This is a genomic window from Dokdonia sp. LLG6352-1, assembly GCF_045055815.1.
Lineage (GTDB): Bacteria > Bacteroidota > Bacteroidia > Flavobacteriales > Flavobacteriaceae > Dokdonia > Dokdonia donghaensis.
In genome coordinates, this window is record NZ_CP159329.1 from 24,517 (window position 1) to 48,784 (window position 24,268).

At 40.3% G+C, this 24,268-nt stretch carries 16 protein-coding genes; 7 read left to right on the top strand and 9 right to left on the bottom strand.

The window, feature by feature from the left end:
* Positions 1-7 precede the first annotated feature (7 nt).
* Complete coding sequence (locus ABVM49_RS00100; protein ID WP_405202521.1) at positions 8-1,144, top strand: glycosyltransferase; 1,137 nt, start codon at positions 8-10, stop codon at positions 1,142-1,144.
* On the opposite strand, the gene ABVM49_RS00105 is transcribed toward ABVM49_RS00100, so the two are convergent.
* The 4 genes from ABVM49_RS00105 to ABVM49_RS00120 are packed head-to-tail and all read right to left on the bottom strand — an operon-like array spanning position 1,145 to position 5,046.
* Entirely contained in the window at positions 1,145-1,675 is a 531-nt protein-coding gene (locus ABVM49_RS00105; RefSeq protein WP_405202522.1) for a DapH/DapD/GlmU-related protein, read from the bottom strand.
* Complete coding sequence (locus ABVM49_RS00110) at positions 1,668-2,948, bottom strand: O-antigen translocase (protein WP_405202524.1); 1,281 nt, start codon at positions 2,946-2,948, stop codon at positions 1,668-1,670. Before ABVM49_RS00110 ends, ABVM49_RS00105 begins: the two co-directional genes overlap by 8 nt.
* The gene (locus ABVM49_RS00115; RefSeq protein ID WP_405202525.1) at positions 2,942-4,048 is read right to left on the bottom strand and encodes a DegT/DnrJ/EryC1/StrS family aminotransferase; all 1,107 of its coding nucleotides are present in this window, start codon (positions 4,046-4,048) and stop codon (positions 2,942-2,944) included. The genes ABVM49_RS00110 and ABVM49_RS00115 overlap by 7 nt, the downstream gene beginning before the upstream one ends.
* Positions 4,045-5,046, bottom strand: coding sequence for a GNAT family N-acetyltransferase (locus tag ABVM49_RS00120; RefSeq protein WP_405202526.1), 1,002 nt, complete (start codon positions 5,044-5,046; stop codon positions 4,045-4,047). Before ABVM49_RS00120 ends, ABVM49_RS00115 begins: the two co-directional genes overlap by 4 nt.
* A 136-nt stretch (positions 5,047-5,182) precedes the next feature.
* On the opposite strand from ABVM49_RS00120, the gene ABVM49_RS00125 reads away from it, so the two are divergent.
* Both ABVM49_RS00125 and ABVM49_RS00130 read left to right on the top strand, forming a co-directional pair.
* The gene (locus tag ABVM49_RS00125) at positions 5,183-6,421 is read left to right on the top strand and encodes a hypothetical protein (protein ID WP_405202527.1); all 1,239 of its coding nucleotides are present in this window, start codon (positions 5,183-5,185) and stop codon (positions 6,419-6,421) included.
* On the top strand, positions 6,405-7,550 hold the full coding sequence (locus ABVM49_RS00130; RefSeq protein WP_405202528.1) for a glycosyltransferase family 2 protein: 1,146 nt from the start codon (positions 6,405-6,407) through the stop codon (positions 7,548-7,550). Before ABVM49_RS00125 ends, ABVM49_RS00130 begins: the two co-directional genes overlap by 17 nt.
* Positions 7,551-7,637: 87 nt before the next feature.
* Here ABVM49_RS00130 and typA read toward each other — a convergent pair whose 3' ends face one another.
* On the bottom strand, positions 7,638-9,434 hold the full coding sequence (gene typA, locus ABVM49_RS00135) for a translational GTPase TypA (protein WP_038600188.1): 1,797 nt from the start codon (positions 9,432-9,434) through the stop codon (positions 7,638-7,640).
* 372 nt (positions 9,435-9,806) lie between these two features.
* On the bottom strand, positions 9,807-10,223 hold the full coding sequence (locus tag ABVM49_RS00140) for a nucleoside-diphosphate kinase (RefSeq protein WP_035329086.1): 417 nt from the start codon (positions 10,221-10,223) through the stop codon (positions 9,807-9,809).
* A gap of 242 nt (positions 10,224-10,465) precedes the next feature.
* On the opposite strand from ABVM49_RS00140, the gene ABVM49_RS00145 reads away from it, so the two are divergent.
* The 3 genes from ABVM49_RS00145 to ABVM49_RS00155 are packed head-to-tail and all read left to right on the top strand — an operon-like array spanning position 10,466 to position 13,220.
* Complete coding sequence (locus ABVM49_RS00145) at positions 10,466-11,482, top strand: bifunctional oligoribonuclease/PAP phosphatase NrnA (protein ID WP_405202529.1); 1,017 nt, start codon at positions 10,466-10,468, stop codon at positions 11,480-11,482.
* Positions 11,479-12,033: a gliding motility-associated peptidyl-prolyl isomerase GldI gene (gene gldI / locus ABVM49_RS00150; protein WP_405202530.1), complete on the top strand. Its 555-nt coding sequence runs from the start codon at positions 11,479-11,481 to the stop codon at positions 12,031-12,033. Before ABVM49_RS00145 ends, gldI begins: the two co-directional genes overlap by 4 nt.
* Before the next feature lie 14 nt (positions 12,034-12,047).
* Positions 12,048-13,220, top strand: coding sequence for a peptidylprolyl isomerase (locus tag ABVM49_RS00155; RefSeq protein WP_405202531.1), 1,173 nt, complete (start codon positions 12,048-12,050; stop codon positions 13,218-13,220).
* Positions 13,221-13,294: 74 nt separating this feature from the next.
* Here ABVM49_RS00155 and ABVM49_RS00160 read toward each other — a convergent pair whose 3' ends face one another.
* Positions 13,295-14,761, bottom strand: a complete 1,467-nt coding sequence (locus ABVM49_RS00160; RefSeq protein ID WP_405202532.1) for an aminoacyl-histidine dipeptidase — start codon at positions 14,759-14,761, stop codon at positions 13,295-13,297.
* 46 nt (positions 14,762-14,807) lie between these two features.
* A complete protein-coding gene (locus tag ABVM49_RS00165) occupies positions 14,808-15,530 on the bottom strand; it encodes a CDP-alcohol phosphatidyltransferase family protein (protein WP_405202533.1) in 723 nt (240 codons plus the stop codon).
* 123 nt (positions 15,531-15,653) lie between these two features.
* Between ABVM49_RS00165 and ABVM49_RS00170 the strand changes: the two genes are divergently transcribed.
* The gene (locus ABVM49_RS00170) at positions 15,654-16,721 is read left to right on the top strand and encodes a PorV/PorQ family protein (RefSeq protein WP_405202534.1); all 1,068 of its coding nucleotides are present in this window, start codon (positions 15,654-15,656) and stop codon (positions 16,719-16,721) included.
* A gap of 306 nt (positions 16,722-17,027) precedes the next feature.
* On the opposite strand, the gene ABVM49_RS00175 is transcribed toward ABVM49_RS00170, so the two are convergent.
* The gene (locus tag ABVM49_RS00175) at positions 17,028-24,194 is read right to left on the bottom strand and encodes a T9SS type B sorting domain-containing protein (RefSeq protein WP_405202536.1); all 7,167 of its coding nucleotides are present in this window, start codon (positions 24,192-24,194) and stop codon (positions 17,028-17,030) included.
* Positions 24,195-24,268 lie beyond the last annotated feature (74 nt).

Here is a 24,268-nt window from a genome sequence, read left to right on the forward strand (position 1 = left end):
ATAATCAATGCGCATCTTACTCGTAGGCGAATACAGCCGACTTCATAATTCTCTCAAAGAAGGTCTCACCGCATTAGGTCACGAGGTTACCCTTGTGGGTTCTGGCGATGGTTTTAAAAAATTCCCCGTAGACATCACACTAGAAAGAGGTTATACCTCTGGCTGGAAAAAGAAGCTAAAACTGAGCATTCTTAAATTAACCGGTATTGATATTTCAGAAAAATCACTGCATAACCATTTTACAAAATTAAAACCTCAACTTTCTGGTTATGACGTGGTGCAACTTATTAACGAGTCTAGTTTTAACACCACACCGTCATTAGAACTTGAGATAGCAAAGTATCTCAAAGCGCATAATAAAAAACTCTTTCTCCTCTCTTGCGGTACAGATCACATAAGTGTTACCCACGCTTTTACAGACGAGTTGCCATACACAATTGCCACACCCTATAAGGAAGGTAAACTCACAAAAACATCTTTTGCCCCAGCGCTCAAGTACCTAGCACCCGCTTATAAAAAATTACACACGGCACTATATAAGCTTGTAGATGGTGTGATTGCGACAGATCTTGATTATCATTTCCCTCTTAAAGGTCATTGTTTATACAAAGGGCTCATCCCAAACCCTATTAACGTAGATAAGATACCTAAGCAGGAGATTGCGTTTACGTACCCCATTACCATCTTTCACGGGATTAATAGAAATAACTATTACAAAAAAGGAAATGACCTTTTTGAGCAAGCGCTTACAATTATAAACAAGAAATACAACGAGAAGGTAAACATCATCACCACAGAAAATCTACCGTATGATGAATATATTACCGCTTATAATAAAGCACATATTGTGCTAGATCAAGTTTATGCCCACGATCAAGGTTACAATGCGCTGGAGTCTATGGCAAAAGCTAAGGTAGTCTTTACTGGTGCTGGTACGCATTTTAAAGCACAATATCAATTAGATAAAACTGTGGCTATAGATGCGACACCAGATGTAAATGAAATTGTGGCAAATCTAGAAAAGCTCATAGCGTCACCTGCGCTTCTTGAAGAGATAAGTGAGAACGCACATCACTTTATAAAAACCCATCACCACTACACAAAAGTCGCCCAACAATATCTTAAGACCTGGCAAGCTACATAACTAAGAGAATGTACCTCCCGCAGCTACCGAAGATGTCACAACACTTCCAGCAGCAATCACGGCATTATCACCTATTGAAACGCCTTTCCAGATGCTCACATTATTGCCTATAAAAACATTTTTACCTATCGTTACTGCGGCACTTGGTCCCGTATCGCTTCGGCGTCTGGTGGGGTCAAGACTGTGAAAATTACAATTATAAATGGAGCAATTAAGCCCTATTGTTGTATCATCTCCTATCACAATCGTTCCCTCGTTTGCTATGGCACAAAAATTATTATTTATCGCAACGTTGTTCCCAAAAACAATCTCACTTCCCTCCTTTCTTGCCTCGATATAAGCATAGGTATTATAAAATGACGGAGAATTAATAACACCTATTTGTACGCTTTCGCGAAAGCGTATCACACCCTTCCCATTAAGTTGTGCGGGTTGATAAAGCATAGGTTTGCCGTCTACATAGGTAGTCTGTGAGAGCAACTTGTACTTCCAGATTCTAAATGATTGTAATATGTTACCTAGGCTACTCATTCGTTTTTGTAAAAAGCGGTTCCCGAAAGATAAACAGTAATACCAATAAATGCATAAAATAACTTAAACAATGTCCCATTGTAGCACCCTCTGCGCCAAAAATTTGCACAAAGTATATTCCAGAAGTATAAATTATAACAAGGGAGATCACCTCGGTAATGAGAAATAATTTGAGATTGTTTTTGGCAATAATTTGGTATCCTATCACTAGTGAGGCAACCTTAAAAAAATCTCCTAGCAACTGCCATTTAAACAATGAGGTCATAGGCATAAAATCTTCAGTAAATAATAACTGAACAATAAATGAACGCAAAAAATAAATAAGCAACAACCCGAGCCCAAACAGGGGCAAGATAGTTTTATAAAACCCGAAAATCTCTTTTCTAAAAGCACTGCTTGTGGTGGCTTTTGATAATTGAGGCAAAATATATAAGGTCATTAATGTCGCTACAAACTTAAAATAGTAGTCTGACACGCGTGTCATAGCATCCCAGTAACCAGCTCCCTCTCCTATCTCTCTACGCATAGCGATATATACCAGCGGTAACACAATCATAGAAAATAAGGCCATAAGCGTGTAAGACCCTAGTTTACGAAGAGCGCCAGTATCAAATTTTGAGAATGAGATGCTTTTCAATACATTACCTTCTTTTCCTAAAGCAACTAGGGTAATCATAAGAATCACCGCCGGACTGACAACTAGCGCAAATAGTGCTCCTTGTACACCATAGTATATGATGCTTGAGATGGTTATGGCAAGACCTATCAGGTTAGAAAAGATTTGAATCTTCACCACCTTCTTATAAGCCGACTGTCCATTAATAACAGCTAGCAAAATTCCGTTAAGCGTTATAAACGGTAGCGCTATTGCTAGCCATTTAAACACATATGTGTACTGTGCCTCATCGCCAAAAATCTGAGTATTAAAATAAGCAGCACCTACATATAAAATCCCCGAGACAATAATGGTAGCGATCAAACTCACGATGACAGCAGTAGACAGTAACTTTGATAATGGATGACGTTCCTCATCACCTGTGGCAACATACTTTACAATCCCGTTAGACAAACCTAGATTACCAGCTGCTTGCGTGGTGGTCATAAAATTGCGTAAATAACCCAGCAATGCCATACCGCGTTCTCCTAGATAAATAGCGATAAGCTTTGACGTGATAAGACCCCCCAGTATTTGTAAGCCCACACTTATTGCATTAAAAGAAGTAATCTTAAGTAAAAGATTATTTGCAATGCCGCTACGTAGTTTACCTAGCATTTAAAGTCGTTTATTGCTTTTATAATCTGGGTAATCTCTGTTTTAGTAAGTGATGGACTAATAGGCAAACTCAGCACCTCACTATGCAACTGCTCGCAAACCGGTAAGGACATAGATGCAAGCTCTTGTAAAGCCTCTTGCTTGTGTGGCGGCACTGGATAATGTATAATCGTTGCGATACCATTTGCCTTGAGATGTTCTTGTAATGCATCCCTCTGCGCACAGCGCACTACAAATAGATGCCAGACGTGATCCTTACCCTCAGACCATTGTGGTAAAATAATATGTTCATTATTTATCCCTTCAAGATAATGCTTTGCAATAGCGATGCGCTTACTGTTTTGCGTATCTAGATCTCTAAGTTTTATTCTCAAAAAAGCAGCCTGCAGTTCGTCGAGGCGGCTATTTACTCCAGTATATTGTGCGACATAACGCTCTTTAAAACCGTAGTTTCTATATTTTTCTACAACTTCGGCTAGGGCTTTGTCATTTGTGGTGATTGCTCCTGCATCACCTAGAGCACCAAGATTTTTTGTGGGGTAAAAACTATGACCACTCGCATCTGCGAGAGAGCCACTGCGCTTACCAGATGCTGTAATTGCCCCGTGTGATTGTGCACAATCTGTAACGGTGAGTAGGTTGTACGCTTTCGCGAAAGCGTTAACCCTATCCATATCTGTTAGTCTGCCATACAAATGTGTAGGCATAATCACTCTTGTCTTTAAAGTGATCTTCTGTTCTAAATCGCTATAATCAAAGTTGAATGTATCAAGATTTGCCTCAACAAGTACAGGTATTAATCCTGCTTGTTTGACACCTATGATGGTTGCGATATAGGTGTTACTCGCAACGAGCACCTCATCACCCTCTTGTAGTTTACCTAGTATTTTATAACCTTCTAGAATGAGTCTCAAGGCGTCAAGGCCATTTGCTGTACCTATACAAAATTGAGTGCCACAGTAAGCCGCATACTCTTTTTGAAAAGCAGTCACCTCGTTGCCCAGAATGTACCATCCCTTCTCTAAAAAAGAATCGAACTTACTTTTAAACTCCTTTTCATAAGGTGCGTTTATCGTTTTTAAGTCTAAAAATGGAATCATATCAAGACATCATTAAGTAGTGAATGATTCTGCACGGCAACTTTATAGAATTTATGAACGTGGGTACGTGCTCCAAAACATTCTTTCCAGTAAGATAAGCCCCTATTGAGTTTTGTGCCGCCCTCTTCGTTTGAAATACCAAAGTCAAAGTAGTCTTTATGTGCAAAGGTTTGCTCTATGAGCTCATAAAACAAAAAGTCTAGCGTTCCCAACTCCTGCTTATTCCCTCCTGCCGAAATATATTGAACGTGTGCCGTGGTTTTAGTCTCAAATATAGTTGCTCCTCCTACTATCGTATTATTATGATAGACATTAAACTGCCTTATGTTTTCTGGAAAAGAAGCTTGTAGCTTTTTTATTTCCTCTAGGGTATGTGTGGGTTGTGATTGATGTTTTTGCTTTAGGTTAGGTACAAGTATCTCGTTCCAAAAGTTGTGAAAATCTACTTCCTCTTTTATAACCAGACCTGCTCTTTCTGCTTTTTTCACTCCTTCCATACGATTAGATTGTATGGATAATGTATTCCTATAATCTATTACAGAAGCAGTATCTACCCGGTAACAGCTTCCACTGAGTAATTGTGCGATATACTCAAACTCATCACTAGGCATCACCGCATAAAACGTGGGAAGCTGTTTTAGATATAAAGATGTGAAGCCTTGTTGCTGCGCATACTTTAATATTTCTTGAGTAATTGCTATGACATCTTGTAGTTTTTGCTTTCGCGAAAGCAAAATACCACCATAGGTTAACCCTTGGTGACTGTATAGATCATTTCCGTCTGCATTTGCCGGAAAGAGTGCTACAAGTTTTTCACCTTTGTAAACCAGCAGTGAGTAATCTGTAAACCTATCGCTGTGATACTCCATAAAGGAACGGTCGTGTAGAAAGGTTGCATTTTTTGCCTGTGCTACAAATTTGTTCCAGCGCTGGGCATCTGCGGATTGATATTTTTTTACAGTATAGATGGTTTGGTTGCGAGTTTTAGGATATTGCAATAAAAGTAAAACTATTTTTAATTCTAATGTATATTGCAAGTATAATATTATGAACGTTTAATTATAGTAACCATTGCCTGTCTGAGTAACTATGACACAATCTGTCAAAAAGTATTTACCTAACCTCTTAATCATTTTGGCTTTAATTATAGCTTATATGATGAGTAATGCTATATGGTCTTTTGACTCGGCGAGTTATTATAGAGTTGATATGAAACGATTCCCTATGTATACCTTATGGTTACGAGGCTGGGAGTTTATAAGTACAAATCATTACAAAGAATTTATTGTTATAGCCCAAGTAATATTAGGAGGACTCGCTATAGGTACAATTTTTAAAACATTACAAAGGGTAATAAAATGGTCTTGGCATAGTGATTACCTACTGCTCATACCACTATTACTTCCCTACTTTCCCCCATTACTTACGGCGCATAACTTAACATCAGAAGGACTGGCGTACCCACTCTATTTATGGATGATTAATTACTTTATACAATTTATAGTTAGTAATAAAAGGTCTGACCTCTTGCTCACCTTAGTGATATTTCTAGCACTTTGTTTTACTAGAGGACAATTTATTATTGTAGGCCCCATCTTTGCAGTAGTATATGCACTATATGCTAGAAACAAAAAATTTAAAAAGACGGTTGTCGCACTTCATTTCTTATTACTAGCGCTCTCGCCTATTGCTTCAAAAATAATTGATGCCTCCTATCATAAAGCTGTGCACGGCTTTTTTGTGACCACTCCTTACAGCTACGTAAATATTTCGACTTTACCTTTATATGTTGCAAAAGCATCAGACAGCATATCTATACCAGATAAGCACGCAAAACACTTGTTTACTGCATCATATAATACTATTGACAGCTTGGGACTCACCCACCAGCAAGCTACTGGTACACTCGAAGAAAGTTATATGGTTTTTCACAATAACTTCCCTGTTATATGTAATCAGAACTTTCATAAAAAGGCTCGAGATTATTTTGAACATATAGATAACACTCCGCACTATAGCTCCATCCCAGCTGAACAAACAGCAAAGACCTTAACATACACTCTCATTACAAATAATTGGAAGACTTATCTAGCTATATACTGGGAAGGAGTAAAACACGGGTTTACATCTATATATATCCTCATATTCTTACTAATAGTTTCTATATATGGCTTTATCAAGTTTATAAAAAATCCAAACAAAAAGCATACGTTTATCGTACTCTCAGGACTTTTACTATTTTCTAACGCACTCATTGTGGGGCTTGCTTGCCACTCCATACAACGTTACCTGTTTTATAATTATGTGCTAGCGACACTTATGTGCTTGCTTCTTTTTAACCCAAAACCTAATGAAAATGAGTATAGAACTTAGTATCGTAATGCCTTGTCTCAATGAGGCAGAAACACTTGAGACTTGTATAAAAAAAGCAAATGATTTTCTACAAACTAATGACATACAAGGCGAAGTAATCATAGGTGATAATGGAAGTACAGACGGATCACAAGCTATTGCGATAGCAAATGGTGCAAAGGTCATAGATGTACCCGCAAGAGGCTATGGCAGCGCACTTAAGGGTGGAATAAAAGCAGCAAAAGGAACTTATATAATAATGGGTGATGCGGATGATAGTTATGATTTTACTACTCTTATGCCTTACTTAATAAAACTAAGAGAAGGTTATGACCTTGTAATGGGTAACAGGTTCAAGGGAGGAATTAAAAAAGGAGCTATGCCCTTTTTACATAAGTACCTAGGTAATCCAGTGCTCTCGTTTTTAGGCAGGTTATTTTTTAAATCTAATATAGGTGATTTTCATTGTGGGCTGAGAGGTTTTAGCAAAGAAGCCTTTATCGCTATGGATTTACAGACTACTGGAATGGAATTTGCCTCAGAGATGATTGTAAAAGCAAGCCTTAAAAATATGGCCATCGCAGAAGTACCTACAATACTCTCTCCAGATGGTAGAACGAGACCGCCTCATCTTAACACCTGGAGTGATGGCTGGAGGCACTTACGGTTCTTATTACTGTACAGCCCTAGCTGGTTGTTTATGATCCCAGGAATTTCTTTAATGATAGTAGGATCTGTGTTAAGCACACTTTTAATTATTGGGCCTTTAGGTCTAGGAGGCATCACCCTAGGCGTGCATACTTTGTTATATAGTTGTGCAGCTTTTCTCATAGGTTTTCAACTATTGCTTTTTTATGGACTCACAAAGATTTATACGGTAGAAAATGAACTCTTACCTAAATCTAAAAAATATGACTCCTTATTTGATATACTTACGCTTGAGAAAGGACTCATAGTAGGTTTTATACTCATACTGGTTGCTCTAGGTGCAACTATGTATGCATACCTCAACTGGAAGTCCGTAAATTTTGGAGATCTTACAGGCTATGGTACTTTGCGGGTAGTTGTACCGGCTGTGACTATTATGTTGCTCGGAGTACAGACCATTCTCTTTAGCTTCTTCTTCAGCATACTTGGTTTAAAAAAATAAAGGTATTTATATATCGCTTTCGCGATAGCGCAAAAAAAACCCCACTCTTATAGAGCGGGGTTTATTATTTATAAGAATACTAAATCCTTAAGCAATCTTGTTACGCTTACGGTCTACTTCTTTTAAGAAAATCTTACGTAGTCTTAAGTGATTAGGAGTTACCTCTACATACTCATCTTTCTGAATATATTCTAGTGCTTCTTCTAGTGAGAACTTAATTGCAGGTACAATCTTAGCCTTATCATCTGCTCCAGAAGAACGTACGTTAGACTGCTTCTTTGCTTTTGTGATATTGATATTCATATCATCCTGACGAGAGTTTTCACCTATTACTTGACCTTCATAGATATCTTCACCAGGTGATACGAAAAACTTACCACGATCTTGAAGTTTATCTATAGAGTAAGGGATAGCCGTACCGTTTTCCATAGATACAAGTGATCCAGAAATACGTCCAGGGATATCACCTTTAAAAGGCTGGTATTCTTTAAAGCGGTGTGCCATAATTGCTTCTCCAGCAGTAGCAGTAAGAAGTTGGTTACGTAATCCTATAATACCACGTGATGGGATTAAGAATTCTATAATCATACGCTCACCTTTTGCTTCCATAGAAAGCATCTCACCTTTACGCATTGTTACAAACTCTACTGCACGACCAGAAACATTTTCTGGAAGGTCAATAGTAAGCTCTTCTACCGGCTCACATTTTACACCGTCTATTTCTTTTATAATTACTTGAGGCTGTCCTATCTGTAATTCATACCCCTCGCGACGCATTGTCTCGATAAGTACAGAAAGGTGCATTACCCCACGACCATATACTAAGAACTTATCTGCACTATCTGTATCGTGTACACGTAGGGCAAGGTTCTTTTCTAGTTCTTTAGTAAGACGATCTTTAATGTGACGTGATGTTACAAACTTTCCGTCTTTCCCAAAGAAAGGAGAATCGTTAATAGAGAATAACATACTCATTGTAGGCTCATCAATATCAATCGTTGCAAGACCTTCTGGGTTTTCAAAATCTGCTACAGTATCACCTATCTCAAATCCTTCAAGACCTACAATCGCACAGATATCACCTGCTTGTACAGACTCTACTTTAATACGACCTAAACCGTCAAAAGTATGAAGCTCCTTGATACGAGTTTTCTTGATAGTACCATCGCGCTTTACAAGAGATACTTGCATACCTTCTTTAAGCTCACCACGGTTAAGACGTCCTATTGCGATACGCCCTGTAAAAGAAGAGAAGTCTAGAGATGTGATAAGCATCTGCGTGTTTCCTTCTTTAGTTTCTGGTACTGGTATGTGCTCCATCACCATTTCTAATAATGGCTCGATAGAGTCTGTTTCCTTCTGCCAGTCGTCAGACATCCAGTTATTTTTTGCACTTCCGTATACAGTAGGGAAGTCTAGTTGCCACTCTTCGGCACCTAGTTCAAACATAAGGTCAAAAACCTTCTCGTGTACCTCCTCTGGAGTACAGTTTTCTTTATCTACTTTATTTACAACCACACAAGGCTTAAGACCAAGATCTATTGCCTTCTGTAATACAAAACGTGTTTGTGGCATAGGTCCTTCAAAGGCATCTACAAGTAGACACACACCATCTGCCATATTTAAAACACGCTCTACCTCTCCACCAAAATCGGCGTGACCAGGAGTATCAATGATATTAATCTTAGTACCCTTGTAGGTTACAGAAACGTTTTTTGAAGTAATAGTAATCCCGCGCTCACGCTCCAGGTCATTGTTATCTAATATAAGCTCACCTTTAGACTCATTTTCTCTAAAAAGCTCACAGTGATACATAATTTTGTCTACCAGGGTTGTTTTACCGTGGTCTACGTGGGCGATAATCGCGATATTCCTTATGTCCATAATAGGTTGTATTAATGCCGTGTTTTTGGCGGTGCAAAAATAGCTATAATTAATTAATTTATTTGCTATTACATTAATAGATATACATTAACGCAATTTCAAACGTTGTAAATCTCATTTTTATCGTTCTACAACCAACAGTTATGAAGTTGTTTTGGCAATTTTGGGCGTTCCTCTACGAGGCAGGCTATACGCTCATACTCCTCGTCGCTACACAAGTGTCGTCCCTCCACTTGCTTCACTCCTGTGGGGTAACCGCTACTATCCTTAACGCAAAAAAAATCAAGGCATAAAAAAACCTCTCCGTTATAGAGAGGGTTTTAAAGTATGGTGTAAAACACCTTATATGGTAGTTTGTAACTGCGCTAGCAATTAAAACATCTCACGTCCAGCAAAGTGAAAAGCGCTTTCTATAGCTGCATTCTCATCACTATCAGAACCGTGTACTGCATTTTCTCCCATAGAAGTTGCATAAAGTGCACGTATAGTACCTTCGGCAGCATCTGCAGGGTTAGTAGCTCCTATTAAAGTACGGAAATCTGCTACTGCGTTCTCTTTTTCAAGTACCGCTGCAACAATAGGTCCGCGTGTCATAAACTCTACAAGCTCTCCAAAGAATGGACGCTCATTGTGTACAGCATAAAATGTCTCAGCATCTGCCTTTGTCATTTGAGTAAGCTTCATCGCTACGATACGGAAACCACTAGCAGTGATTTTTTCTAAAATTGCTCCGATGTGTCCATTCTCAACGCCATCAGGCTTAATCATTGTAAAAGTTCTATTTGTCATATCTTTCATTTTCTGCAAAGGCTGTACGTTTATGTGCCTAAGCAATTTGTGTTGTCAAAAACCCTCACATTTGTGAGAATAACTTATTTGTTTTCGCGAAAGCGCAAATACCTTCTTGAAATCGCGTGCAAAAATACCGATTTTTAATGTTATCACAATATTAAGTTTACAACTACCTAAAATTCCAAATAATTAATCACAAGCCGAAAACAAGCACAAGAGAAATTGTATCTTCGCTATCTATGAATCCTACGCAAATTACAACCACAAAAGAGTTACTTTCTAACTCAAAAAAAATTGCCATTATACCCCACAAAAACCCAGATGGAGATGCAATGGGAAGCACGCTTGCCCTTGCAGCATACCTTAATAAAAAGGGACACCAGGCTGTAGTCGTTGCTCCTAATGAGTATCCACATTTTTTAAAATGGCTTCCGGGAGATAGTGATGTATTATTTTACACTTCAAATACAGGCAATGCGAGAAAAGCTATCACAACAGCAGATCTTATTTTTACACTAGACTTTAACCACTTCTCACGTGCAGGCGACCTTGAGGCAGAGCTGGATAAAGTAAGTGCTCCCTTTATAATGATAGACCATCACCAGCAGCCAGACACTTATGCGGCTGTAACCTATAGTGACACAAGTATGAGTAGTACCTGTGAGATGGTATATCACTTTATAAAATCACTAGGCGATGAGGATGTGATTACTGCAGATATGGCTAGCTGTCTATACACAGGTATTATGACAGATACGGGATCTTTTAGATTTCCGTCTACCACAGCTACAACGCACGAGGTAATTGCTGCTCTTATTAAGAAAGGAGCAAATAATGACCAGATACATCAAAACATTTATGACACTAATAGCGAGTCTAGACTACAACTACTAGGCGTTGCACTAAGCAATCTTGTAGTCTTACGTGAGTATCGTACGGCATACATCACCATATCACAAAAGGAACTGGATGATCATAAATTTCAAAAAGGAGATACTGAGGGGTTTGTAAATTATTGTCTTTCACTAGAGGGCATTATATTTGCCGTTATATTTATAGAAAATAAAGCAGACCGTATTATTAAAATGTCACTGCGTTCTAAAGGTGATTTTTCTGTAAATGAACTAGCAAGAGCACATTACCACGGTGGAGGACATACAAATGCAGCAGGAGGTAAAAGTGATGAATCTCTTGAAGAAACCGTAGCGCAGTTTAAAGCATTATTACCTTCATATAAAGAACAATTAACACAATGAGATACACATTTGTAATATTTTGTATAGCACTACTTACCATCTCTTGTTCTGAAACTGTAGCAAGGAGGCCAGTTACTCAAAAATCTGGGTCTTATGTTAAGACAAAAACTATCACCCGTAATATAGAACGTGTTGCTCAAGAAGAGAAAGCTTTAAAAAAAGTTATTGAGTCTGATAGCATAAATGATTATCAAAGTTCGGCTAGTGGTTTTTGGTATACATATGTGCAAAAAGACACCTTATCAAAACCTACACCTCAGGTAGGAGACCTCGTATTATTTAATTACAATATTGCCGCTATAAATGGCAAGGTACTTGTATCTCAAGAAGAGATAGGTAATACGGTTACTCAAATAGACCAAAGCAATCAAGACCTCATTTCTGGTATAAGAGAGGGTCTTAAACTTATGAAAGAAGGAGAGACAGTAACTTTTCTTTTTCCTAGCCATAAAGCTTATGGCTATTATGGTGTTGAAAACAGAGTGCCCAGCAATACTCCGGTGCGTAGTACCGTTACTTTGCTAGAAATTAAAAACCAATCAAACGATTAAGTAAATCATTAACAATGAAAAAAACAGGTATGTTATTAATTGCAGTCATTTTATCACTTTTCTCTTGCAACGACAAGTATCCAGATCTAAACGATGGTCTGTATGCAGAGATTGTAACAGATAAGGGAACCATCGTTGCAGAGCTTTATTATGAAGATGCTCCAGCTACTGTGGCAAATTTTGTTGCACTAGCAGAGGGTACACACCCTCTAGTAGATAGTGCTTATGCTGGGAAGCCTTTTTATAATGGTCTTACCTTTCATAGAATTATAAAGGACTTTATGATACAAGGTGGTGACCCACAAGGAACAGGTTCTGGCGGGCCAGGTTACAAATTTTTTGACGAGTTATCTCCAGAGCGTCGTCACGACTCTGTAGGGACACTCTCTATGGCAAACTCTGGTTACGGCACAAACGGAAGTCAGTTTTTTATCACTCATAAAGCGACACCACACCTTGATGGGTATGATGCAAATGGCGATCTTAAAAACTGTGAGAACCCACGTGTAAGCTGTCATACTGTATGGGGGCAGGTAGTAGATGGTCTTAAAGTAATAGACGCTATTGCTGATGTACCTATGACAGATCCAAGAGCCGGAAAACCAAAAGACTCTGTTTATATCCAACAAGTAAACATCATACGTAAAGGTAGCGCTGTAAAAAATTATAACGCTGCAGAGACATTTACAAAAGAGCTTGCTGCTTTTGAAGAGAGACAAAAAGCAGAAGCCGAAGAACGTGCAAAACAATTTGCAGGTAAGAAAACCGAAATCTTTGCAAAAAGAGACAAGGCAGAAAATTTACCAAGCGGTCTTGCCATCTTCTTTGATAAAAAAGGAAGAGGTGTACAACCTAATACAGGTCAAAAAGTAAAAGTCGAGTACGCTGGATATTTTACAACGGGAGAACTTTTTGACACTAGTAGTGCAGAAATCGCAGAGAAAAACAATAAACTAGACGAGCGCCGTAAAGCTGTAGGGCAATACAACCCGTTAGAAACACTATACAGCCCTGAGGCTAGACTTATAGCTGGTTTTAAAGAAGGACTCCAGAAGATGTCTGTAGGTGACAAGGCAACATTGTTCATCCCTTATCACTTAGGATACGGAGAGCAAGGTTACCCAGGAGCTATCCCTCCTAAGTCTGACCTGGTCTTTGAAATAGAATTATTAGAAATTGTTAAGTAAGCGCAAATCTTACGAGCATAAAAAAAGGGAGTCATAATAATGACTCCCTTTTTTTATATATAAACACAAGTAACTTACAAAGCCACCGGTATATCTTTTAAAATCTCAATAACAAAATCCCAGTACTTCTGAGCACTTGAGATACTTGCTCTCTCATCTGGAGAGTGCGCTCCTTTTATAGTAGGTCCAAAAGATATCATATCCATCTCAGGATAGTTTTGACCTAAAATACCACACTCTAATCCTGCGTGACAAGCAGCTACGTGCGGAGCTTCATTATTTATTTCTTTATACTTTGCTTCAAGCACTTTTAAAATGGCACTATCCATATTAGGTGCCCATCCTGGATAATCTCCAGAAAGCGCTACATCAAAACCTGCAAGTTCAAAAGTAGCTGTAAGTGTATTTGCAAGATCATCTTTAGAGCTATCTACAGATGAGCGAGTAAGACATCCTATTTTTATACTACCCTCTTTTACGATAACTCTTGCTATGTTATTTGATGTCTCTACCAGATCTGCTATATCTGGACTCATCCTGTACACACCATTATGTGCCGCGTAGATAGCTTTGAGCAACTGGCTTTGTGACTCAAGGCTCATCACGTTATCATCGAGAGCTATTTGCTTGATAGATAGCTCTAACTCTTTTTCTAGTGAAGCATACTCACCGTGTATTGCTGCCGCCATATCTGTAAAATCTGCTTCAAAAGCAGCTTTCTGATTTTCATCTACAGCTATGATAGCTACGCTCTCTCTTGGTATCGCGTTACGTAAACTACCGCCATCTATACTAGATATACGAATTTCAAAATTTTCTGCAGCATTGTATAAGAGACGGTTCATCATCTTATTTGCATTACCTAGGCCTTTTATAATATCCATCCCAGAGTGACCCCCATTAAGACCAGCCACTTTCACTTCATATCCTACAAGACCGTCATCTAGACCTTCTTCTGTATAGCTACGTGTAGCCGTGATATCTACACCACCTGCACAACCTACACCTATCTCATCATCTTCTTCTGTATCAAGGTTAAGTAAGATATCGCCTTTAAGAATTCCTCCCTTAAGACCCATTGCTCCTGTCATTCCAGTCTCTTCATCTATTGTAAAAAGCGCCTCAATAGCAGGGTGTTCTATTGTAGTACTTTCAAGCACAGCCATTATGGTCGCCACTCCAAGACCATTATCTGCTCCTAGTGTAGTACCATTTGCACGTACCCAGTCACCATCTACATACATCTCAATACCTTGATTGTCAAAATCAAACTCGGTATCATTATTTTTTTGATGCACCATATCAAGGTGTGACTGCATCACAATCATCTTTTTATCTTCGTGACCTGCAGTAGCTGGTTTTCTTATGATCACATTGCCTACTTCATCTTCTATCGTTTCTAGACCTAGTTTAGTACCAAAATCTTTCATAAACGCAATCACACGTTCCTCCTTTTTAGAAGGTCGTGGTACGGCATTAAGATCGGCAAATTTATTCCAGAGAGCTTTTGGCTCGAGATTTCTTATTTCTTGATTATCCATTGTGTTCAAATTTTTCACAAAGATAATAGCTTGAAATAAGCTAGACCTATGATTGCTCCCTAAAAACTAAGGAAAGAAGAATGTATAAGATAATAATGAAAGGAACTCCTAAAAATTGAAAGAACACCAGTAGTAATACACTTGCAAGTAAGAATAAATAGCGCACTTTATTTTGGCCAAAAGACCAGTTTTTAAACTTTAAAGCAAATAAAAGAAGTTCTGCATTGAGCATAAAACAACTTAATGCGGTAAGTAATACAAGGACATATGGGTTTTCTAATAACGCTTTCGCGAAAGCGTACTCCTCAAACATTAATATAAGTGGCAAGCTTAGTATAAATAAGGTATTTGCAGGCGTAGGAAGTCCTATAAAAGAATTAGTCTGGCGATCATCTACATTAAACTTTGCTAGCCTATATGCCGAAGCCATCGTTATTGCAAATCCTATATACCCTAAGTGAAAGTGCTGTTCTTCAAGTGCCGCTCCCCAAGGGATGCCGCTAGCATCTTCTAGCAGTTGATACATTACCACACCAGGCACTACGCCGCTTGTTACCATATCTGCCAGTGAGTCTAGTTGCAATCCTACCTCACTAGAGGCATTGAGAATACGCGCAAAAAATCCGTCAAAAAAATCAAAGAAAATCCCAAGAGCTACAAATATTGCAGCAAGTTCAAGCCTGTCATTTACAGCAAATACGACTGCGACACAACCGCTTAAAAGGTTGCCCATTGTGATGGCATTAGGTACGTAACTCTTTATAGACATTTTATAATTTTCGGTAAAAATAGGGAAGATATCTATACTTATGTGACTACAGGCAATATCTAGACGGTTTTATTGTTTACAATGTGTACTAAAAGTGAGATATTTGTCTCACAAATCCTGCTATTGAAAAAATCGCTTACCATACTATCTATACTTATTACAATGACTGCCGCATCTCAAGCGGTACGTTCTTACTCAAATGAATTTTTGAATATTGGTGTAGACGCTGCCGCTCTTGGTATGAGTAATGCTGTGGTGGCAAGTACAAGTGATGTAAATGCGGGCTACTGGAATCCTGCAGGGCTAGTGAATCTAGAAGATAACCAGATCTCATTAATGCACGCATCTTACTTTGCAAACATTGCAAACTACGACTACATAGGCTTTGCAAAACCACTAGATGATAAAAGTGCCGTAGGTATTTCTATCATAAGGTTTGGGGTAGACGATATTTTAAATACCACACAGCTCATAGATGATCAAGGTAATATAGATTACAATCGTATAAGCTTATTTTCTACTTCAGACTACGCCTTAACGGTCTCTTATGCCCGCGCGCTGCCACTAGATGGTTTAAATCTAGGGGTGAATGCAAAGGTGGTACGTCGTGTGATAGGCGACTTTGCAAATAGTTGGGGTTTTGGCCTTGATGTAGGATTACAATTTAAGAGAGGCGACTGGGATTTTGGGCTTATGGCGCGTGATATTACCACTACCGTAAATGCGTGGAGCATAGATGAAGAGGAGTTTGCTACCATAAGCGATGCCGTAGAAGGGCAAAATCAAGAACTTCCAGAAAAAACAGAAATCACCATCCCAAAACTTCAAATAGGTATGGGAAGACAGTGGATTTTCCATTACGACTACTCCTTAAGAGCAGAACTGGATATGAATTTTAGATTTACTCAAACTAATGATATCATTTCTAGCTCGTCTGTAAGTGCTACTCCTGCCCTAGGCCTTGAATTTGGCTATGCAGAGCTGGTGTATGTGCGAGCAGGTGTAGGTAATTTCCAAGAACTCACAGCACTTGATAATAGTACTACAGTGGGCTTCCAGCCTAACATTGGAGTAGGTTTTAAGTACAAAGGTATTCACGTAGATTATGCACTCACAGACATAGGTGATCAGAGCGCCGCGATATATTCTAATGTATTTTCTGTAAAACTAGATTGGGAACTTTTTAGATAGTCTCATTCTTTCTACTAGGGCGTGCCCCTATTCTTTCATCATTTCATTCTTCAAGTATAGTGACCGGGCTATACGTTCATACGCTTCGTGATGCTACGCTATCGCTCCACAACACTGCAGGGTAACCTCTACTATCCCTCACGCAAGGAATTAAGCGTTGCTAACTTTCATTATTCATTGTTAAAACTGTGTTACAACAGTCAAACTACTCCGCGACTAGAGTATAATTCACACCTCATACCATAACTAAAAAAGCTCTCAGTATTAGATACTGAGAGCTTTTAATAATTAGGTTTTATGTATTTCTTATCGCTTCAACGTAAAGTGTCCATTAACCGTTCTCTGTGTCCCTAGGTCATCTACCTCAGTAAACTCAACTCTAAACCAGTAGTCGTTACTCGGCATCGGTTGGCCATTAAAGGTCCCATCCCATCCTGGGCTTGTAGGGCTCAGTTGTTTTAAGAGCTTCCCGTATCTATCAAAGATAAAGATCTTCGCATTCAGGTTAGGATCCACCCCTAGCCCTATGATATTCCACGTATCGTGGAAACCATCTGCGTTAGGTGTAAAGAAGCGCGGGTAATCGATGATCCCTATCTCAAACTCAGAGATCGAACAGTTACCACTTGCTAGTCTTCCAAAAATGGTGTGCGTCCCTGGAGTCACATTTGTAAAAGTCGTACTACTCTGGAACGGGCCATCATCTAGTGCAAACTCATACTCAGAGGTAGGATCTACCCCTGTGATATTTATCACCTCTACCGTATACAACCCGCTACTATTAAAAGAAGGTTCTAGTACAATCGCCTCAAACACCGGTGCACTCTCTGCTGTATATACCGCTTCGGCAAGGTAATCACATTCCGTACCATCTACATACGTAGCTGTGACCAGCACCTGGTAGGTTCCTGCAGCATCTACAGTCACCACAGGGTCTTGTGATATCAATGCACCATCGAGCGTCCACGCATAGCTATAGCTCACCCCAATCTGAGGATCTTCTACCGTACCATCTATTGTAAATGGTTCTAAAGTTTCTCCAGTAATCTCATCCACACAAATCTGTCCACCCTCATTGCTAAGGTCTGTATATGGTAGTGGTTGCACAAAAATCTCAAAGTCTACCACCATCGTACTCTCACAGTTACTAGCTGTATTAACCGCTCTGGCATATATAGTCTGTGGGTTACTCGTATTCACATAAGCACTAGGCGTGTCTATCGCATTAATCATTGCCTCTGCATCTGCAAGGCTGGTGTAGTAGGTTACAGAAGTGTCAGTTACCCCGCCGGTAATCATAGCATTCTGCTGCGTAAGGTCAAAGGTGGCCTCATCTTGATTAGGCGCAACATTAATCCCAAGATCATCGGCACACTGTACCATATTATCTGCTGGAGATACCTCTGGACGACTTTCTACCGTAAATATGATGCTTGTAAAGTTCACACAGCCTGTGGTGTTATCTTCAATACGCACAAACAGTTCCTCACCATCTGCCACCGTGTATGGCGAACTTAGTGCTGCAGTGTTTGCCTCTGCCTGCACCAGTAACTGGTGATAGCTTATCGTAAAATCACTCGTTACCTGTGGCGCTGCAAGAATCCCTATCTCATCTGCAAGGGTCGTAAGATCCACACTTCCCATTGTATCATCACCATCAAATTCTTCACAGAAGGTATAATCAATAGGTCCCGCTTCTGCCAAGACAGGTAGTGGATTTACAATCACCTCAAAAGGTACAATCACATAACATAAGTTTCCGTCGCTGTCTAAGTCATCATCTCCTGGCACATTTCTTTCCACACGTGCATAGAGCGTTTGGTTACCAGATGTGGTATTGATAAAATTGGTAACATCTGCCACTGCAAGTGTTGGGTCGTCTGGGTTCGCTTCCGCGAAAGCGAGATCTGTATACACTAAGATATCTACAGGCTCACCTCCACCTATCTGAGCAATCACACCCGTAAGATCAAAGCTCTCAAAACCATCGGTATCTGAACCAGAACCAGCGTCAATCACCCCATCGCCATCGGTATCAATATCTGTCGTGGCATCACATACCTCTACGGCATCTGGCATTGTGTTAGGCGTAGGTAGTGGTAACACCTCAATGTCAAAAGTAGTCTGGTCGGTACATCCTGCTGCGCTAGAGACTACTGCCTGTATCGTCTGTGGGTTCTGAATGTTTGTATAAGCCGTAGGGTCTGCAATAGGCGTATCACTCATCTGGTCTGCAAGACTCGCATAATAGGTTACAGATAATAATGGATCACCACCGGTAAGACTTGCCTCATTAACGGTAAGGTCAAACACATTAAAAGTATCTGCATCATCATCACAAACCATTAGGTCTAGATCATCATTGGCTGGGTTTGCCGTAGGTGGGCTTTCTACAGAGATTTCAAAAGAGCTCACTGCAGCACACATATTTGGACTACCATCATTTACTTGTAAACGTACCCAGATTACCTCAAGTGGTATCATCTGTGTTGCGTTATAGTTGGCTGGATCAATAATTGGGTTGTTACCCGTTTCTGCATCTGCCAGGGTGTTGTGATACGTGATGACAAGCGTGGTTGCATCTTGTGTCCCTATGATGGCAACCTCGTTTTGAGTAAGGTCGATGATTTCCATCAGGTTATTATCATCATCACACTCGGTAAGGGTTTCAAGAGCCGTAGGAATCTCAGGGATAGGATATACCACAAGCTCAAATTCATAAATCTTAGTACAAGCCGTTGCCGTAGCAGGATTGGTATCTTGTGCTACCACATACAGTGAGGTCATCCCTGTGATGTTGTTATAAGGAACGGTAATATCTATCTGCCCTGCTCCCGTGTCTGCCGTGGCATTATCTAGGGTTTCATAAAAACGTAGGGTGATATCTGTAAGGGTTGCTAATAAGTCATCATTATACTGTTGCAAATCAAAGGCTCCAAAACCATCATTGTCTTCATCACAGGCTATCGCTTCTGGTAAAGGTTCTCCAATAACAGGTAGCGGATTAACTTGCAGGTCTACCGTGGTCTCTGCTCCACACATTCCTGCATCACTACTACTTACTAAGATAAAAAGCGTCTGCGGACTACTACCATCATTGATATATGCCTCTGGTGTGGCAATAGCATTTGCAATACCGGCATCTAGGTCTGCTTGCGACTCATAGTAGGTCACGGTAAGGGTTGGGTCGCCACCGGTAATACCTGCATCAAGGCTGGTAAGGTCAAAAGTGGTAATCCCATCATCATCGGTTCCTACGAGGGCACCCGCACTATCACAGGCTTCAAAAAGCCCTGGTGGAGTGATGGTAGGAATCATTGCAATGTTTAGATTAAAAGTACCTACAACAGTACAACCTGTTGTGGTGTCTTCTAGACGTACCCACAGCTGGGTAGCTGGTGCACTGGCAAGGTAGTTTACAGGGTCTGCAATAGGCATATCTGCCGCACTGCCTACCATAGCTTCTGCACTGGCAAGCGTCTCGTGGTACGTAAGTGTTATAGCTGCAGGGGTTTGTGTCCCGTAGATCACGGCATCATTTTGTGTAAGGTCAAACAGCGCTTGCCCGTCCCCATCATCATCACACTCAGTAAGGTCTGGGATGGTGGTAGGTAGTACCGGTGCAGGTTGCACGATAAGTTCTAACTCCACGATACGGTAACACTCAGTGCTGGTAGCTGGGTCTGTATCTGTTGCACGTACATAGATAGTTCTTGATACCGTCTGGTAGGTTGCTGGGTTTGCAATGGCTGGTGTACCTAGCTCCGCAGCGGCAATTGTCTCGTGGAAACTAAGTCCCACAAAGGCTTCGCCATTTATAATGTCTGTCGTTACCTGACCTGTAAGATCAAAAATAGCATCCCCATCATTATCTGGGTCGCCATCATTTGCCATTGTATCACATTCCTCTACCGGTGCTATGGTGGTAGGTGATGGTAATGGATTTACCACTAAGGTTAAGGTGATGGTCTCATAACAAGACGTTACTATATCTTCTACACGTACAAAGATGGTTTGGTTTGCCATCACCACATTCTGATACATATCTGCAAGTGCTGGTGTACCCGCATCTGCATCTGCTTGGGTGAGGTGATAGCTTACACTCCAGTCATCATTACCACCAGTAATCTCATCGTCACGACTACGTAAATCAAAGCTTGCAAACTCATCGATATCACTACCGCTTTCTATATCGTCACAGAGCTCGTATTCGGCAGGTTGGATAGGAGTTGGTAATGGGTTTACAATAAGTTCTAAAGGAGCAATATTACTACAGAAGGTCATCGTAGTGGTCATCTGTGCAGTATCGGTTACTAGGGCATATACGGTAGCGGTATTACTCGTATAAGCGTTAGGAGTTGCAATGGCAGGAGTACCAGCTTCCGCGGAAGCGAGTGAAGAAAACCACTCCACCGTATGCATTGTAGGGTCTAATCCGCCTAGAATATTAGCTTCTTGTGTACTTAAATCAAATAGCTGAAGCCCATCAGTATCGTCATCACACAAGGCGTATGGAAGCGCATCTTGGTTAGGCATCGGGGTGTTGAGTACACGCAAGGTAAGCGGTGTGGTACTGTAGCAACCAGCATCGTTAAAGACACGGGCATACACAATTTGCTCAAAAGGCTCATTGTTGATATACATCATATTATCAAGCTCCTGACCTACTGGTGCATTATCTGCATCTGCCTGGGTGAGGTAATAGGCGACGGTAAGGGTTGGGTCGCCACCGGTGATTTCGGTGTCTCTAGAGGAGAGCACGAAGAAGTCAAAAACTCCGTCGTTATCATCATCACACTCCTCATAATCTGCAGGGGTTACGGGTACCGGCACTGGGAAGCTACGCACAGAAAGGTTCACCGTTGAATAACAAGCCGTGGTATTATCAGTCACACGAGCCACTACAATCTGAGGATTGGTGGTCATTGTAAACATTGTTTTGTCTGGAATACTTGCATCACTAGCATCGGCCCCAGCCTGGTCTAGGTGGTAGGTGATGGTAAGGTTTGCATCAAAGCCACCCGTAATCTCTATATCTTTTGAAGAGAGGTCTACCGTGGTAAGTCCATCTATCACACCATCATCATCACAAACTTGAAGTTCGGTAGGTGTGGTGAGTACAGGATTTTGGTTTACGATGAGCTCAAAGTTCATCGCAAGATTGACAAAATCAAACGTAGTACAGCCTGTAGTGGCATCCTCTAGACTGTAGTAAATGGTCTGAGGGTTGCTGCTGTTTGAAAAAGCAGTAGGGCTGGCAATGGCATTCATCGCCGTGTAATTCCCTACATTTTCATAATAAGTAACTAGAATATTAGGATCACCGCCCGTAATCTCGGCATCGTTCTCGGTTAAATCAAATTGTGCAGCATTTGCGATAGGTGAACATTCTTCTAGCGCAGAGATGTTGGGTAAAAAGGTGGGGTTAGGAACAACGGTAAGACGTACGTGCTCTCCAAGACCTACACAACCATTGTCTGTGTCTGCTTCAACTCGTACCCAGATATCTTGAACTCCTCCAGCACTTGTGTACGTAAGGTTGTTATTATAAGCAGATGGATCTACAATAGGATTTACTTCAGATAAAGCTTCTTGTTGTGTTTCATAGTAAGACACGATAACAACTTGCGGAGCAAAAGATGCTTCTATAGCTGCTGTTGCTGCAGAAAAATCAAATAAAGCCACTCCATCACTATCTGTATCACACTCCATCTCATCTGCAAATAATGTACCTCCAGGTATTTGAGAAGCACTAATTATAAGATTTATGGCACCATCGCGAGAACACCCATTTAAGTTTGTTACTGTTACTGTAATTGTTTCAAGAAATGGGTTACTACTATTCATATAAGCAGTAGGGTCTGGAATAGAAGCTCCAGAAGAATCAAAATATGCAAAGGTTTCGTTTACGGCATTTGTGCTTAACTCGCCTTCTGCTTGGGTTAAATTTATAATGCTTACCCCATTCATATCATCATCACACTGGCGCAGCGTCACAGGTGAAGTTAATACAGGTAGAGGATTTACTCGTAAATTTACTGGGGTGATAGAAAAACAACCTGTAAAAGCCGTATTCTCGACACGTGCAAAGATTTGATCATTGTTTGGTGAACCTACGTTTTCATAAGCAAACGGTAATGGATTTGCATTTGCAGTCGCATCAGGACCTGTTGCGTGGTAACTCACCACAAATTGCATAGGGTCAAGTCCATTTAAAACATCATCATTAAGTGTAGATAGGTCAAAGGTGGCAACACCATTTGTATCATCACCATCTGCCGCATCATCACAAATCTCATAAAGACCTGGCATCGTTGCTACAGGTAAATCTACAACGTTAATCATAAAGCTTGTAGTCGCTACACACTCAGCCAAGTTTGCATTTTCTACACGCACAAATATCTCATCTGTAGTAGAAGTGTAAGCTGCGGTACCTGTAAGGGCTCCTATTCCTGCCGGACCAGAAGCATCTGCAAGACTTAAGTGAAAAGTCACATCAAACTCATTAGGGTCTTGTCCGTTAAGGATATCTCCTATTTGTGTGTCTAGATTAAAAGTAGCCGATCCGTCTGCATCTGTATCACATTCAAAAAGATCTGCTGGTTGCGTTGCTGTAGGTACCGTAAAAAATGTTACTAACGCCTCATCTGTCCCGGTATCACCATTAAAATCTGTTATAGTCACTTGGTAGTTACCAGAAGTCGTTACATCAAGTGTTGCTGTTGTAACTTGTGTACCCGTACCATCTAGTACTGGCATAAAACCTGCGCCCGTATCTACTGCCCAAGCATAACCAGCCGCATCTGGAGATGTCGCATCTAGCGTTACTGTCTCTCCGTCACAAACCTCTTGATCTGCTCCTAAAGAAGCATTAACTATTGAGCAATCTGTAGTTCCTGCATTACCGGCAGTAGCATTTGTTTGACTTATAAAAATTTCACCTTGACCTCCATTCGTTGTACCTCCAATACTTGCAGCATAATTAGTTACTAAAAAAACATAAACCTCACCAACCTGCGCATTTGGAATAGTGGCATTCTCAATGGGTGCTGCTGAAAAACTACAATCTAATGGTGATCCTAACATACCACATACGTTAGTGTCATTAAAGGGCCCCCAAATAGCAAAATCCACATCAAGTCCATTTCCTGTAGGAGTTCCGTCGTCTTCTATAGATCCATTTTGAACGATTTCAAACTCAAGCGTTCCCGCTTGGTCTATTTGTAAAAAATACCAAGTTGGATAGGGCGTAGAGCCTAAACAGCCATAATCAATTCCTGATTCTCCAGAAGTAGTACAGTTTGGATTTGTACTACCATTGTAGCAGTTATCAAAGGGCTGAGCTAGCTCTGCCGTACAAAAAGGTACAGCGTCTGCACACGTAGGTCCACCAGGACTAGCCTGTCCAAAAACCAAGGTATTAGAAAAAGAAAATAGTATGAAAGCTAATGCTAGACGTAGGATTTTCATCATAGATATGTTTAAGAGGTGAAAAATAGCATTTTTTTGCCAAAATTCTGTTAATCAAAGGCGGTTTTGTGTATCCT

Excerpts from the sequence above, each read along its gene's own strand:
- ABVM49_RS00105 (WP_405202522.1), bottom strand. The coding sequence starts at position 1,675 with ATGAGTAGCCTAGGTAACATATTACAATCATTTAGAATCTGGAAGTAC.
- ABVM49_RS00130 (WP_405202528.1), top strand. The coding sequence starts at position 6,405 with ATGAGTATAGAACTTAGTATCGTAATGCCTTGTCTCAATGAGGCAGAA.
- typA (WP_038600188.1), bottom strand. The coding sequence starts at position 9,434 with ATGGACATAAGGAATATCGCGATTATCGCCCACGTAGACCACGGTAAA.
- ABVM49_RS00175 (WP_405202536.1), bottom strand. The coding sequence starts at position 24,194 with ATGATGAAAATCCTACGTCTAGCATTAGCTTTCATACTATTTTCTTTT.
- ABVM49_RS00155 (WP_405202531.1), top strand. The coding sequence starts at position 12,048 with ATGAAAAAAACAGGTATGTTATTAATTGCAGTCATTTTATCACTTTTC.
- ABVM49_RS00145 (WP_405202529.1), top strand. The coding sequence starts at position 10,466 with ATGAATCCTACGCAAATTACAACCACAAAAGAGTTACTTTCTAACTCA.
- ABVM49_RS00115 (WP_405202525.1), bottom strand. The coding sequence starts at position 4,048 with ATGATTCCATTTTTAGACTTAAAAACGATAAACGCACCTTATGAAAAG.
- ABVM49_RS00110 (WP_405202524.1), bottom strand. The coding sequence starts at position 2,948 with ATGCTAGGTAAACTACGTAGCGGCATTGCAAATAATCTTTTACTTAAG.
- ABVM49_RS00165 (WP_405202533.1), bottom strand. The coding sequence starts at position 15,530 with ATGTCTATAAAGAGTTACGTACCTAATGCCATCACAATGGGCAACCTT.
- gldI (WP_405202530.1), top strand. The coding sequence starts at position 11,479 with ATGAGATACACATTTGTAATATTTTGTATAGCACTACTTACCATCTCT.
- ABVM49_RS00160 (WP_405202532.1), bottom strand. The coding sequence starts at position 14,761 with ATGGATAATCAAGAAATAAGAAATCTCGAGCCAAAAGCTCTCTGGAAT.
- ABVM49_RS00140 (WP_035329086.1), bottom strand. The coding sequence starts at position 10,223 with ATGACAAATAGAACTTTTACAATGATTAAGCCTGATGGCGTTGAGAAT.
- ABVM49_RS00100 (WP_405202521.1), top strand. The coding sequence starts at position 8 with ATGCGCATCTTACTCGTAGGCGAATACAGCCGACTTCATAATTCTCTC.